General features: G+C 31.0%; 9 protein-coding genes. 4 read left to right on the forward strand and 5 right to left on the reverse strand.

The window, feature by feature from the left end:
- Positions 1–8: 8 nt before the first annotated feature.
- The 5 genes from ACJJVK_RS01275 to ACJJVK_RS01295 are packed head-to-tail and all read right to left on the reverse strand — an operon-like array spanning position 9 to position 9088.
- Complete coding sequence (locus ACJJVK_RS01275; protein WP_405562412.1) at positions 9–1397, reverse strand: sulfatase; 1389 nt, start codon at positions 1395–1397, stop codon at positions 9–11.
- Between the two features lie 7 nt (positions 1398–1404).
- On the reverse strand, positions 1405–2946 hold the full coding sequence (locus ACJJVK_RS01280) for an arylsulfatase (RefSeq protein WP_405562414.1): 1542 nt from the start codon (positions 2944–2946) through the stop codon (positions 1405–1407).
- Positions 2947–2955: 9 nt separating this feature from the next.
- Positions 2956–4104 (reverse strand): putative glycoside hydrolase, encoded by a 1149-nt coding sequence (locus ACJJVK_RS01285; protein WP_405562416.1) that lies wholly within the window; start codon positions 4102–4104, stop codon positions 2956–2958.
- A gap of 11 nt (positions 4105–4115) precedes the next feature.
- A complete protein-coding gene (locus ACJJVK_RS01290) occupies positions 4116–5921 on the reverse strand; it encodes an alpha-L-fucosidase (RefSeq protein WP_405562417.1) in 1806 nt (601 codons plus the stop codon).
- A gap of 47 nt (positions 5922–5968) precedes the next feature.
- A complete protein-coding gene (locus tag ACJJVK_RS01295; protein WP_405562419.1) occupies positions 5969–9088 on the reverse strand; it encodes a TonB-dependent receptor in 3120 nt (1039 codons plus the stop codon).
- A 319-nt stretch (positions 9089–9407) separates the two neighbouring features.
- On the opposite strand from ACJJVK_RS01295, the gene ACJJVK_RS01300 reads away from it, so the two are divergent.
- The 4 genes from ACJJVK_RS01300 to ACJJVK_RS01315 are packed head-to-tail and all read left to right on the forward strand — an operon-like array spanning position 9408 to position 16022.
- Entirely contained in the window at positions 9408–10925 is a 1518-nt protein-coding gene (locus ACJJVK_RS01300; protein WP_405562421.1) for an alpha-L-fucosidase, read from the forward strand.
- 12 nt (positions 10926–10937) lie between these two features.
- Complete coding sequence (locus tag ACJJVK_RS01305) at positions 10938–12131, forward strand: putative glycoside hydrolase (RefSeq protein ID WP_405562423.1); 1194 nt, start codon at positions 10938–10940, stop codon at positions 12129–12131.
- A gap of 38 nt (positions 12132–12169) precedes the next feature.
- A complete protein-coding gene (locus ACJJVK_RS01310; RefSeq protein WP_405562424.1) occupies positions 12170–14086 on the forward strand; it encodes a sulfatase in 1917 nt (638 codons plus the stop codon).
- 10 nt (positions 14087–14096) lie between these two features.
- Positions 14097–16022 carry a sulfatase gene (locus ACJJVK_RS01315; protein ID WP_405562426.1) on the forward strand — a complete coding sequence of 642 codons (1926 nt, stop codon included), beginning with the start codon at positions 14097–14099 and terminating at the stop codon, positions 16020–16022.
- Positions 16023–16113 lie beyond the last annotated feature (91 nt).

Consider the following 16113-nt stretch of genomic DNA (forward strand, 5'->3'; position numbering starts at 1 on the left):
ATAAAAACCTATTTAGGTAAATCTTTTTTCCAATCGTTCCACAAACTTTTAAACTCAGTTACAATTTGATTATTATTTTCTGCTAAATTATTTTTTTCAAACGGATCTTTAGCAATATTATATAATTCTTCTCTATTGATTTCCTCATTAAAAAGTAATTTAAAATCACCATTTCTAACAGCACCCTTTGCCCAGTGATCTGTTTGTACTTTTGGAAAACGCCATTCCCAAAACAAAGGTTTTGTTCTTTCAAAACTTTTATTATCTAAGATTGATGCAATATTTTCTCCATCAATGCTATAGTTTTTTGGTAATTTTGTTTGTGCTAAACTTGCAAATGTTGGTAATAAATCTACTGTAGAAAGTACACTTGTAGAATCTACTTTATTCGCTTGCACGTGATTTTTCCATTTTACAATAAAAGGTACTACAACTCCACCTTGAAGAATATCAACTTTCCTACCTCTTAAACCAGCAGTAGAACCTGCTTCTTTAGATGGTCCCCAACCTGCAGGTCCATTATCACTAGAAAAAATCACTAATGTATTTTCATCTAGCCCCATTTCTGATAAAGAATTTAATAACCTTCCTACATGAAAATCAGCATCTTTTAAAACGGCATAATAGGTTTCTTTACTTGGAGATAAACCCTTGAATGGTTTACGTTGGTCTTCTGAAGGCCATAAAGGTGTATGTGGATCTTTTAACCAAAGATTTATAAACATTGGTTGTTTTCCCTTATTTCTTTCTATAAAATTTATGGTTTCATCAACAACAATTCTACTAGAACTTTGTACCCAAAGTGTATCATTATCCATATATCTTGTGGTTGGCCATTTTTTATCACCTTTCCAAGTTGGGCCATTTCCGTTCCAAACTCTGGTTTCATCATAACCATATACTTTTGGTTCTGGCGCAGTTGGATCTCCATGTGGTTTTCCACCACCACCTAAATGCCATTTTCCAAAATGGGCAGTTTTATATCCTGCATTTTGCATTGTTCTAGGTAAATAAACAGCTAAAGAATCATTCAAATAATTTGGCATATTACGTTTTGCATTCACTTCATTTCCTGCAAAATGACCATGAACACGATTTCTTGCAGGAAAATGACCTGTTAAAACCGAAGATCTACTTGGAGAACACACCCCACTTGTAACATGAAACTGTGTAAATCGTGTTCCTTCAGCAGCCATTTTATCGATGTTTGGCGTTACTACTTCATTATTTCCATAAACACCTAAATCTCCATAACCCCAGTCATCAGCAAAAATAAAAATGATATTTGGTCTTACGTCTTCGGATGAATTTTGCTCATCTTTTTTTGTATTTGCACAAGAAAGCATTGAAACTGTAACAAATAACAATGCAATGTATTTTATAATGCTTATTTTCATTATCACTTTAATCTTTAAATGTTTCTTCTTTTTGTTGATGGATTAATGCTGCATTTAATTCCATAACTTTATTTGGATAGGTACTTGCTAAATTTTTGGTTTGTTCAATATCTTGTTTAAGATTAAATAGTTGAACGCTATCCTTAGCTGTTTCAAAATGATTTCCTTTTTCAAACCATTTTGGTATTCTTGAGTGATATCCGTCTTTATTGTTGATATACAGCCAATCACCTTTTCTAATTGCATATTTAGTTTTCCAAGTATTATGCACAAGCAGATCTCTTACAGGTTTATCAGTATCCTTTAACCAAACCTCAGAAAAATTATGGCTATCGTGTAAAAAACCTTTAGGTAACTCACTTTTAGTAATAGATGTTAAGGTTTTTAAAATATCAATTTGACTGAATAATTGATGATTTATTGTGCCCGCTTTTATGTTTTTTGTCCATTTTACGATAAAAGGCACATGATGTCCTCCTTCATAAATATCTCTTTTAACTCCTCTAAATGGTTTTGAACTATCGTGATTATAATTTTTAATTCGATCATAAGCATATCTTTCAGATCCATTATCTGAAGTAAAAATAACAATCGTATTTTCATCAGCTTTTATTTCTTTTAATGCTTTTAAAACCTGACCAACTGCATCATCAGTTTGATATACAAAATCACCATAAGGGCCTGCTTTACTTTTGCCTCTAAACACTTTATTAGGAATTATTGGTGCATGAGGTGAAGGAAATGGCAGATATAAAAAGAATGGTTTCTTTGCTTTTTCTTGATTTTTTATAAACGTTACTGCAGTTTTTGTTATTGTAGGTAAAACCTTATAAAAGTCCCAATCTTTAACTGCTGGTCCTGGTCTTAATTCCCAATTTCCTTCTAGGGCAAATTCTTTTTTTGGATGCTGTAAAGTAATTGTTGGTGCTTCTGTAACTTTATCATTTTTTATCCAAGTATAAGGAGGAAAGTTAATAGTTCCATCACCAAAATAAGAATTGAAGCCAATAGATAAAGGTCCATTAGGAATCTTTTTATTCCAATCATACGCTTGTGCTGGCCAAATTTCGATTTCCTTTTTCCTTAATTTTGTTTTTACTTTTTCTGTAAATTCTTTTTTTCTGATAGCCTCCCAGTTCCAACCTAAATGCCATTTGCCAATAGCTGCAGTATTATAGCCATTATCTTTAAGAATTTTTGGTAAAGTGACTTGATTTTCTTTAAAAACGGATTCGTCCATAGAATGCACAATATCATTAAAATCTCTCCAATGATATCTGCCAGATAAAAGCGCATATCTACTTGGTGTACAAACTCCAGAAGAACTATGAGCATCTGTCATTAGCATTCCTTCTCTTGCTAATTGATCTAAATTTGGTGTAGGTATTTTTGATTGTGAATTTTGAATTGCTAAATCTCCAAAACCCATATCATCGGCATAAAAAATAATGATATTTGGTTTATTTTCTTCTTTTGATAATTTTATTTCTTGCTTACAAAATGTTAAAAACATCAAAAGAAGAAAATAGAAATAGTTACTTATTTTCATTCCTTAAACCTATTTTTTCCAATCGATTTTTGCATTTTTATTTTCTAAATCTACCCAAACGTTTGCATATTCATATTTTCTTGTTAAAACCCAACCATTCGTTTGCATTTCATTTAAAGGCTTTCCTAAAGGTTTGTCAAATTCTGGATACCATAAAAGAGACCCCATTTTTAATCGATAACCCCAATTGTAAATAATATAAGAATGTTTTTGTGCTCCAGCTAAAAAAGATGCTAGAGCAAAAGTTATATGTTTTTTAGAAATTTCCTCTTTTTCTTTTTCTGATTTGGCCATAAAACCTTTGTTTAACCAAGCATTTTCTGGCCACGTTTTAAAAACTACAATTTTACCAGTTTTACCCGCTTTTTCCATTTCTTGAATATCACTAAGCATACTTTCTTTAGTTTTACTATTAAAGTATCCAAAATGCTCAATCATTATAGCATCCGTATTTTCAGGAAAATCATTTCCTGTAATTCTTTTAGGAGTTGATCGAATTCCGTTATAAACGATTAATTTTTCGTCACCAATTTTAGCTCTAGTTTCTTTAATTAAATCTTTTAATCCTTTTTGGATTGCATTGTACTTATCAATACCCCACAACCTTTTATTCCCTGGACTGGTTACTTGGTTTAATGCATCAAAGAAAACACCATCTATATTTTTATTATCCAAATTTTCTTTGGCAATATTAGACCACCAATTTCTAACTTCCGGGTTAGATAGATCGTATCTTTTAATTTTGTTATCTTTTAAATCATACTCCCCTTTTGCTGTTTTTAACCACCAATCCTCTTTTGTTTGATATTCATTATGCGCTTTATACATAGAATAATCTAAAAAAGCATTCCAATAAAAAACCACTTTTACATCTTTATTTAGTTTTTTTAAAACTTTAGCATCTGCAGCAATTGATTCTTCAGAATATTTATATTTTGGAAAACCATGTGCTTTTTCTAATACCACAAAATTGGAATGACAAGCAATAAACTTTGCCTCTTTTTTTGTTAAAAGATCTCCTTTTTTTCCAAAGTGAAAAGCTACAGGAACTTTATCCCAACTAAAAGCTGGATAATATGAGTCGTTTTGAGAAAATGCTGTTTGCACTAAAAACAAACCAACTAGCAATAAAGATGTATGCAAAAAAGGGTATTTCATTATTCTTGTATTTATTTGATAGGTCTTAACTTTAGAGATTTTAAACTTGATGTTTTTTTATCTCCATCAACTAAAGATGTTGTAATTGTATGTAACCCTGGAGTTTTAAATTCTAAGATACCCATACTATAAAAAACATACTTTTCTGTAGCTGCTTGTTGATTTTGTAATACAACTCCCTCATCTGTAACAGTTTTCCATACTAATCTTTTTTTACCTGCATACGATAAATCTAAGTAATAATAACCAGCTTCTTTTACATCAATATTCCATGTAATTGTTCCATTCTCTTTCCAATTACTCACTTGATCAGCATGTTTCCATTCACCAAACTTTTCCATCCAACGTTTGTTAGATTGAGTTGCATTTTTAGCTTCTCCAAATTCTGTAATTAAAACAGTATCTGTATTTGGGTAAACACCTAAAGAATTATCTTCTACAGAAATTGTATCTTCTTTATCAAACTTTACTTCAATAACAGAAATTAAATCATCTGGTGCTTTATAAGGCACATCAAAAGATACCCAATCAGTATCATCACTTTGATTAAATTTAACTTTTTTGTTTTTCCCTTTAGGATTAACAATATAAGCTGATTTAATTTTAGTTTTTAATCCTGGTAAGTATAACTTACCATCCGTAGGCCATTCAGAAACCGCTAAAAACATAGAATTGTCTTTAGTTGTAACATCTCCCCAAGGTAATTTGTAACTCCATGGAGATGGATTAGCGTTATAAACAACTTGAGAATATTTCTTTAACCAATCTCCAGATTCTCTTAAAAATTTTGCTCCAATTTCTGGAATAACACCCATTTGATTTGGACCTACATTAAATAAATAAGTACCACCTCTAGCAACAGTTTCTATAACTCTTCCTAAAATTACTTTAGGACTCTTAAAGTTGTTGTCATACCAAGCATAAGACCATGAATCGTTGTTTGTGTCTGCAGTTTCCCATAATCCTTTAATTTTTTTTGTAGGCACCTCCATATCTCCAACACTAGCATAGTCTCCTAAACCATAACCAACTCTACTACACATCATTGCATTTGGTTGTAATTCTCTTACCAAATCTGCTAATTCTACAACATATTTTTCCTCCATATCTCCTGGAGTATCAAACCAAACAAAATCAATTTGTCCGTAGTTAGAACATATTTCTTTTACTTGTGGCTTACATTTATTGTAGAAATAATCTTCAAATGTAGCTTCTTTTCCATTTTCATCAACTTTAGGACCTCTAGTTCCACCTGGAGCAGTCCAATCTTGATTATGCGAATAATAGAAACCAAAACCTAACCCTAATTCATGACAAGCATCTGATAACTCATGCATAGGATCTCTACCAAATGGTGTAGCTTTTACAATATTAAAATCACTTGCTTTACTATCAAACATAGCAAATCCTTCGTGATGTTTACTTGTTATAATAATGTATTTCATACCAGCATCTTTTGCTAATTGAGCAATTGCTTTAGCATCAAATCCTGTTGGATTAAAATCATTAGCAACTTTCTTATAATCCTCTACAGGAATACCTGCCATTCTTGGATTCATAATCCACTCTCCAATACCATAATATGTTTTATTATCCCAAACACCTGCTAGGTTTGAAAATAACCCCCAATGAATAAACATTCCGTAATTACCTTCATCAAACAATTTTGCTTTTCCACTTTTTAAAGCATCTCCAGAAACTTTCGTTTCTCCCCACATTTCTTCCATTCCTTTTTCTTTAGGTTCTTGAGAATTTATATCTAAGACACCAATAAAGAGTACTAAAATGGAAAAAATTAAATATCCTTTTTTAAACATATGTGTATATTCTAATTAAATTTATTTTGAATCAACTATTTTTTTTATTAAAATTTATATCTCATCGTTAATTTCCAAATTGGGTTTCTAGCATAGTAAGCTGAAAAATTTCTAGTATCACCTCCTTGAAATCTACGAATATCTTCACCTGTAAGGTTAGATACTCCTGCACTAAGTTGTAATTTTTTATTTAATAAATTCTTTCTAACGGTAATTCCAAGAGTAGTATTTCCTTCAGTATAGTGTGGTTCATCTGCACGTGTATTTCCTCCAATAGCTCCTAAATTACTCAAGTAATCACCTCTATAAGCTGCCGTAAACCTTACCGAAAAACCAGATCGTTCATAATACAAAGTTCCATTAGCATTATGCTTAGCTGTACCAGGAAAACCATCAGCTTGCTCACCTAAATCTCCATCAAACTCACTTTCTACAAAAGAATAATTAGCTTTTATACCAAAATCTTTTGCAAAACCAGGTAAAAAAGAAAGGTGTTGATTAAGGCCCACTTCAAAACCATAAATTTGTCCATCAGTAATGTTTATTGGCTTAGTTATATCAAATAACAAACCAGTTAAATCATCTGTACCACCTGTTCCATCTGGTAATGCTATCCCTAATAATTCTTCTCCAGGATATGCTTGATCTGGTGTTACTGCTTTTACGATGTAATTTTTAAGATTTTTATAAAAAGCACTAAAAATAAAAGCACCTCCGTTGTTAGTATAAAACTCCAAAGTAGTATCATACATCCATGCTGTATAAGGTTTTAAATCAGGATTCCCAGATACAATAGTTCCTCTTAATCCAGAATTAGCTAGGTCTGCTGCATCTGCAGGGGCAATATTGGATAGAAAAGTAATCTCATTGTTTGGAATTAAATCAACAAACTTTGGTCTTGAAACTCCTCTATAAGCGCTAAATCTTAATTTTGTTCTTTTTTGTAATGTAAAATTGGCATTAAAGCTAGGTAATACATCCCATCTTGAAGTTTCTACTTCATAATAAAAATTCTCTATTGAAAACTCATCAAGATCATCACCAGTATCTGCATCTTCAAATGCAACTCCACTAAATCCTCTAGAATTATTTTGTATTCTTACAGCTCTAACTCCAAAATTAAAACTTACAGGAAGCTTAAAAAGCGCTGTTTTTATATCCATTTGTGTATAAAAATCGGTTGTAGCTTCATTTGCACCATATGACCTTCTAGCATCAAAACCTAAATTATTTTCTTCTGCCTCTACGTCTTTTAAATCTACATCAAAATCAAAAATACTTCCTCCATCTATATCAGAATAACCTGGAATTAAGTCTAATACTGCTTGCCCAGGTACTTTAACCCATCCATTTTCTAAACCAGCAACATTGCCTTCATTAAAACCTACTCCTGTAATTTCTCCTAAAAGGTCTGTATAAGCACCACTAGAATTTAGGTCAGCCACAATACCTCCATATAAACCACTTAATTGATCACTATCAGTATGCGATGAAGTTGTTTGCCTAGCTTCAAAATCAGTTTCCGCATATCTAGCTCCAAAAGATATTATTGATTTTTTATCTAACTTATATTCAAAATCAACTTTTGCTGCATAATTATACCCTTTAGTTCTAATAAGTCTACGTGAAACTCTATTAAGATCGAAAGAAGCTGGATCAAAAGCCTCTACTGGTAATCCATAATCAGGAGTATCCCCTCTCAAATCAACATCCAAACTTGTTTGATCATATCCTCCATTACGTCCTTGAACTCTGTGAGTTATTTGTGTTAAATTTTGAAAATAATCTAAATCTGAATACGAAATATCTGAAATGATTTTTAATTTTCTTGTTGGTTTATATGTTGTATTTAAACCAACTATATTATTGGTTGAGTGATTGTCATAAAATTGATTTGCATTTGTAATGGTAGTCCTTACATTGTCTTCTGAAGAAGGACTAATATAAGTTAATATATTTCCATTAAAATCAAGATCTTCTTCATTAAAAATATGGTTTCCTCCTAATAATTGAGTACCTCCTGTACTTCCCAAGCCTATCTGAAATTGCTGTCTATCTGAATTAGCTTCTACAGTTGTTCGAGTATAGTCTAATACCATATCTATTTCTTTTATTGGTCTCCATTGTATAGCTGCAGATGTTGCAAAACGCACTTGATTGGTTCTTAACAATGAATTATTAATGGTTCTTCCAACAATTACATCAGAATATTCTGTCCCATTTTCATCTGTAAGGTTTATACCCTGAGTAATCCCTCTTAAAGAAGCTTCATCTTTTATATTGTCTTCATCAGCATAAATAACTGAAAGAGCGACACCTAGTTTATCATTTATTTTAGTACCATAAACACCTGAAAATCTATGACCAAAATCAAGATCTTCAATAGTTGAATTAGATGCACCTCTTACATTTATACTGGCAAAATAATTCTTCTTTCTATATTTTGCGTCTAATGGTCTAATCGTTTGAAAATCTACAGTACCTCCAATATTCGTTGAAACTTCTTTAGCCTGCGTTGTCTTATGAATTCTTGCTCCCGAAATAATTTCGGTAGGGATCACATTTAAATTAAACTTTCTAAAATCTGATTTTCCTTCATTACCTGCAGATATTGGTGTACGTCCATTCATTGTTACACCAACAAATTGCGGCCCTATTCCTCTAATAGAAACTCTATCTCCAGAAACCCCATCAACATCTCTTTCTATTTGTACACCTGCAACTCTTTGCAAAGCATCTGCTGCGTTGGTGTCTGAAAAATTACCAATATCTTCTGGAGTAATCGCTTCTATAACTGTAGCAGCATCTCTTTTAGCTCTTACTTCAGATATATTAGAAGCACGAATACCTGTAATCACAATTTCTGTTAAAGATTGTGCATCAACATCCATTTGAACATTAATTTGTTTTTTATCTGCTATTGCAATTTCTTTAGTCTTATACCCTAAATAATAGAATGTCATTACTGCATTAGCTTTCTTTACCTCTATACTATATTCACCTTCCATGTCAGAAACTGTACCATTAGTAGTTCCTTTAATAATAATACTTACCCCTGGTAAGGGTTGATTGGTTTCATCAGTAACTTTTCCTTTAATCACTTTTCCTTGCGAATAAGCAAATGATGACATCAAAACAACAATAATAATAGTTATGATTTTTTTCATGTTTAATAAATTTAGTTCTAGTCTAATTATGTGATGCTAATTTCTAACTTATTTAAACAAATGGTCTTCTTATTTCAATCATTTCTTTGCTCTTTTTAAAAAAACACTAGTAATACACCTTGGCTTTGCTGCTATATATAAGGCCTTTAAAAAAAATATTGCTTTTAATAGTGCATCAATTTTTTATTTTCTAAAAAACATTTTTCTCTTTATTGTTATTGATATTTATTTTTTACAGCAAAAAATTGATGGAATAGAGAATCGTTTGTTAATAGGTAAATAGTTACTTTGTTTACCTGATAAATGAATGAATATAGCAATGAAGAAATTTTTAACAATCCTTTTTTTAACATTAAGTGCATCTTTTGTTTTCTGTCAGAACAATCAGCTTCAAAAAACAATTGATGCTAATTGGGAATCAATGGCAAAAAACTATCAGGTGCCAGAATGGTTTCAAGATGGTAAAATTGGAGTTTGGATGCATTGGGGAATTCCTTCCTCTATTGATGAAAATAGAATAGAAGATGGATCGCATTATGGAAGAAGAATGTATGGAGATACAGATTACGATGCCAGAAACGAACCAGACAGAGTACGAACTGTAAAATTAACCAAATGGCATGCAGAAAGGTATGGAAATCCTGCTGAATTTGGTTATGAAAAATTTATAAAAGATTTTAAAGCAGAAAACTTTAATGCCAATGAAATTGTAAAGTTTGTGAAAGAATGTGGAGCTCGTTTTATTATGCCAGTGGCAACTCATCATGATAATTTTGATATGTATGATTCTTTTTTTCCTTGGAACTCTGTTAAAATGGGGCCAAAAAAGGACATTCTTAGAGAATGGAAAAATGCTGCAACAAAATATGATTTAAAATTCGGAGTCTCAACTCATTTATATTGGTCTCCTCGTTTTTTTAGAACTGCAAGAAAATTTCAGAAAGAAGATACTCCAGAATGGGAATTCTTTAATATGGATTATGATACTAAAGAATTTGCCAGCCAAGATAGTTGGAACCAACATTGGTACAAACGTTCTTGGGATTTGATAGAGAAATATGATCCAGATATGTTTAATAACGATTCTCCTTATCCAACAATAAAAACCGGAAAAGGATTAGGTGTTAAACTATTTTCTGATTACTTAAATAGAGATTTAAAAGAAAATAACGGAAAACAAACCACTGTTTTATCTTTTAAAAATGCGAAAGAAAATAAAGCAGCATTTACCTACAATTTGGAAAGAGGTATGTTTGGCGAACAACAAAAACATCCGTGGATTTGGGCTACAGATTTATCTGGAAGTTGGTTCTACAGAAAAAAATCTTTCACAAAAATGTCTTTAGATGTTTTAATTGGCAATGCCATTGATGCCATCAGTAAAAATGGTGTAGTTATGATTAACATTGCTTTAAAAGGAGATGGAACTATCCCTGAAAACCAAACAAAAATGCTAAGTGATTTTGGTGCATTTGTAAAAGTTAATCAAGATGGAATTTACAATACAAGACCTTGGATAGTTTATGGGGAAGGGCCTTTAAAAATAATTACTAAAAGAGCAGGTGAAAATCTTAAAAAATTCTCTGAAAAAGACATTCGTTTTACTAAAAAAGAAGGAAACCTTTTTGCTTTTGTTTTAGCAGTACCAACAGAAGATATTTTAATTAAAACATTAAGTAAAGATGGTGTTTTACAAAAACAGATAAAAGAAATAAAACTGTTAGGTAGTAATCAAAAAATTACTTGGCATCATAAAAAAGAGGGGTTAGTTATTCAAAATAACTTTCAAAAATTATCGAATCAATCAGCCCTTTGTTTTAAAATAATTCTAGAATAATTTATGTATAAAATGTATTTAAAATCTTCATTTTTATTGGTTGTTTTAGCACTTTGTTTAAGTTCTTGCAAAACACAAAACATAGATACCCCTTCTGTGAAGTTGGTAAAAAATAAGTTGCCAGAATTTTCTTGGGATACAATGCCTTTGTATATGCATGTACGTAAATCAACTACTTTTACTAAAAAAGAGATTAAATATTTATCAAAATTTCCTTTAATAACTTTTGAAAAAACAACAGGAAATAAAACTTTTGGATCAACAGAAAAAGGAACTATTAAAGCTGCTAAAGCCGTAAAACGTATTAATCCAAATGCAAAAATATTATATTATAAGAATGTAGTTATCAATTGGGGAGGCTATAATGAAGATGAAATTTTTTTATACGAACAGCCAGAAGCGTTATTAGTCAATGCCAAAGGAAAAAAAGCGGTAATGCCAAATGGTAAAACAGGATTCTTTGACATATCAGAAGATTACGTTCGTAAGTATTGGTTAAATCATGTAAAAAAGGTTACTGAAAATCCATTTATTGATGGTGTTTTTTTAGATGCTAATATAAAAGTACTAGTTCCAGGTTTTTTTAATAGTCGTATTGGAGAAGAAAAACAAAAAGCAATTGAGAAGGGATATTTAGCCATGATGTCAGATTTAGAATCACAATTAGGAGATGATAATTTACTCATAGCAAATATTCTTCGTGTTCGACCAGAATTTAAAGATTCTGGTAGAGAATACTTAAAATTCTTTGACGGTTCTTATTTAGAAGGGTTTGAACATAAAAGTTTTGGCATGACTTATGAAGATTACTTAGCACAAGGAATTGAAGCTGTACAAAAATCTGCAAGAGAAGGGAAAGTAATAGCCATGTCTCTTGGAATTGGTAAAGGATTAAAAGGCGTAGAAGAAGGTATTGATGATGTTAGAAAAAAAGTAAGCATAAATAAAGATTTTACAAAACGATTAGATTATCTATTAGCCATTTTTCTTGTTTGTGCAGAAAAATACAGTTACGTATATCCACATGATGGTTATGGTATTGAAAAATCTGCTGTTTGGCTTAAAACGTTTCCTCAATATGAAAAACCTTTAGGAAAACCTTTGGGTTTTGCAAAACGCGAAGGCTACATTTATACCAGAAAATTTGAACATGTAGACGTCTGGTTAGATATCAAAAACAAAACATCAAAATTAAACTATAAATAAAACTTTACGTCCTAGAATTAATATAACAAATTAAAAAAATGAAATCAATTTTAACATCACTAGCAATTTTATTGTTCTTTTCTAATTATGTTATTAGTCAAGAAAAAAAGGATTTAATAAAACCCAATGTCATTATTTTTTATGCTGATGATTTAGGTTGGCAGGATACAGAAATAAATAATTTAGACGAACCAAGCCCATGGGAAACGCCTAATATTTCAAAATTAGCTGAAGATGCTGTAAACTTTACAAACGGATATTCTCCTGCACCTACTTGTGCTCCATCTAGATGTGCTGTTTTAAGCGGATTACACCCTACCAAAACAGGAGTAACACACGTTGCTGGTGGGCAAATGCCTAATGCAGGACAAAGTGCAAACTATATATCACCTTTTTTTGAAGGAGGATTGTTTCCAAAACATTTTACAATTGCGGAAGCTTTAAAAATGAATGGATATACAACAGGACATATTGGAAAATGGCATGCAGGACATGACGATTCTCAAAAATCAAAAAACCAAGGTTTTGATTTTGTTCATGAATCTAGAGGAGCACATCAAGGACCTAAAAAACCAGACAATAGATTAACAAAGTTTGCAACATATGATAAAAATGATGCATATAGATTGAGTAAAGAAAAATATCCTCCTTTTACAAAAGAATCTCCAGAAGGAATTTCATACCCATATGATGAAATTACTGAGAATGCTCTTAAATTTATTGGTGAAAGTAAAAACGAACCTTTCTTTTTATATTTAGCACATTGGATGGTTCATTCTCCAATTCATACTAAAAACCGCGAGTTATTACAATACTACTGTGATAAATTAGGAATTGATTTTCCAACAAAAGATGTTCCTGTAACTACAGAAGGTCAAACAAATCCATATTTTGGATCTATGGTAACCACTTTAGACTGGAGTTTAGGACGTGTTGTTGATTTACTTAAGAAAACAGATGACCCTAGAAATCCTGGTAAAAAATTACACGAAACTACGTACATCTTTTTCTCTTCGGATAATGGAGCTGTTGAACACGTAGGTAAAGAAATAGTTACAGATAATTTTCCATTGGATGAAGGAAAAAAATATGCTCAAGAAGGAGGTATTAGAGTACCAATGCTTATTTCTGGACCAAGTATACCAAAAGGAAAAGTATATGATGGATTGGTAAATCAATTAGATTTTTACCCAACAATTTTAGACCTTACAAATAGTAAGATACCTACTAAGTACAGTTCAGATTTAGATGGTTTAGATATTTCTGGTGTTTTGTTAAATAATGAAACTGTTATCAAAAATAACAATGGAGATCCAAGAAAAGATTTATGGTGGCATTTTCCTCACAATCGTGAATTTCAAATGCAATCTGCAATAAGAGCGGGAGATTATAAATTGTATAAAAACCATGTAAAAGGTAATTATGAGTTATACCGTTTGTACAAAAATGGTGAAAGAGCAGATTTAGAAGAGAAATTTGATATTGCAGAACAGTCTCCTAAAGTTGTTAAAGATTTATCTACAAGATTAGAAAAGTATTTAAAAGAGTACGATGCTAAATTCCCTTATAAAAATCCTTTAAAAATAAAAGGAGAACCAGAAAATGTAGCTGCTATTCCACAAATTAAAACAGATTCTTTTGATCCTACATCACGTAAAATTACGGTTACATTAGAAAAAGGAAAGTCTAAAGTTATTGAGTTTTATGGATTGATATCTTACAAAGATTTACATGCTGTTAAGAAAAATGGCCAGAAAAGAAAAGTACATGAACCTTTTACAAAATTAGAAGGAGAATTTAATAAAAAAACATTAGAATATACCTTAACCCTTCCAGTTGGAGTAACAGAAGCAGGTATCATTTTTATAGATGAAAATAGGTTTATGATTAAGAGTAAATTTCATACTTTAAAATCGCCTAAAAAAGTTAAGAAAAATAGAAAAAATAAAAACTAAAATACTTAAAATGAAAAACAAATCAAATCTTTTAGGTTTATTGTTCTTATCACTACTTGTATCTAATACAATGTATAGTCAAAAGAATTCTAAATTAATAAAACCAAATATCATCATTTTTTATGCGGATGATTTAGGTTGGCAAGACGTACAATTAAATGATTTAGACGAACCTTGTGCTTGGGATACACCAAACATTACAAAGTTAGCTGAAGATGCTATTAATTTTACGAATGCATATTCTCCAGCACCTACGTGTGCGCCCTCAAGATCTGCTATTTTATCAGGCTTACACCCTGCTAGAACTGGGATTACAAATGTAAGTGGTGGAAGCATTCCTAAAGCAAGTAAGGGTTCTAGATTTATTAGTCCTTATTTCCCATCAGGATTAATGCCAAAGAATTTTACTATAGCTGAAGCTTTAAAAATGAATGGTTATAAAACAGGTCATGTAGGAAAATGGCATGCAGGAGAACTTAAAATTCAGAGTTCTGAAAATCAAGGATTTGATTTTGTTCATGAATCAAGAGGAGCTCACCAAGGACCTAAAAAGCCAGACACTCGTTTAACTAAGTTTGCTACAAACTCAGCAAGTGATCCATTCCGTTTAAGTAAAGAGAAGTATTTTCCTTTTACAAAGGATGATCCTAAAGGAATTTCTTATCCAACTGATGCAGTTACAGAAAATGCACTTAAATTTATTAACGAAAGTAAAGAAGAACCTTTCTTTTTATATTTAGCACACTGGATGGTTCATTACCCAATTCATTCAAAAAACCGTAAATTATTAGACTATTATTGTGATAAATTAGGTGTAGAGCTTCCAGAAGTAGATACTGAATGGACTAAAGAAGGTCAGAACAACCCTTATTTTGGTGCAATGGTTACAACCTTAGATTGGAGTTTAGGACGTGTTGTAGATTTGTTAAAGAAAACAGATGACCCTAGAAATCCTGGTAAAAAATTATACGAAACTACTTACATCTTCTTTTCATCTGATAATGGTGGAGCTGAAACTCGTAAGGCAGAAGTAATGTCTGACAATGCTCCTTTAGATAAAGGTAAAAAATATAGTGAAGAAGGTGGTATTAGAGTGCCAATGCTTATTTCTGGACCAAGTATTCCTAAGGAAAAAACAAAAGATGTTTTAATCAATCAATTAGACTTCTATCCAACTATTTTAAACCTTACAAATAGTAAAATACCTTCTAAGTACAGTGATGATTTTGATGGTCTAGATATTTCTAATGTCTTGTTGAATAACGAAAATGATGTAAAAGATAACAAAGGCAACCCTAGAGAAGATTTATGGTGGCACTATCCTTATGGTGATGATGTTAAAAACCAATCTGCTATTAGATCTGGAGACTATAAATTGTATAAAAACTTTAACTCAGGTAAATATGTATTACATCGTTTATATAAAAACGGAAAGAGACATGATTTAGAAGAACAACATAATATTGCAGCAGAATCTCCTAAAATTGTTAAAGAATTAGCTGGGAAATTAGAAAAGTACCTTAAAGATTACGATGCAAAATTGCCATATAAAGACGTTTCAAAATTTAAAAATGATAAAAATTCAACTGCTATTCCAGTTGTTGTAACAGATGTTTATGACGCAACATCTCGTAAAGTTTCTATTCAATTAGAAAAAGGAAAATCTAAAGTAATTGAAAGCTATGCACTTATTAAAATTTCTGATAAACCAAGTGCTAAAGGAAGAAAAAAGTTAAAAACAACATACATAGAAGTGCCTTTAGAGGCTAGTAAAGATAAATTAGAATACACTTTTAATGTACCTAAAGATACACATGCGTGTGGTGTTGTTTTTATTGATGAAAATAGATTTATGGTAACAAGTAAATTCCATGAATTAATAAAAGCACCAAAAAAGAAAAAGAAAGGTAAAAAGAAAAAGAATAAAAAGAAATAAGCTCTTAAAAGAAGTGAAAATAGATTATATGTATTTAATAGATTTATAGTCTTTTTATGGAAAAAAGAATTCCATAAAGCAAAATTATAAA

The organism is Polaribacter sp. Asnod6-C07 (assembly GCF_045063625.1).
GTDB lineage: Bacteria > Bacteroidota > Bacteroidia > Flavobacteriales > Flavobacteriaceae > Polaribacter > Polaribacter vadi_A.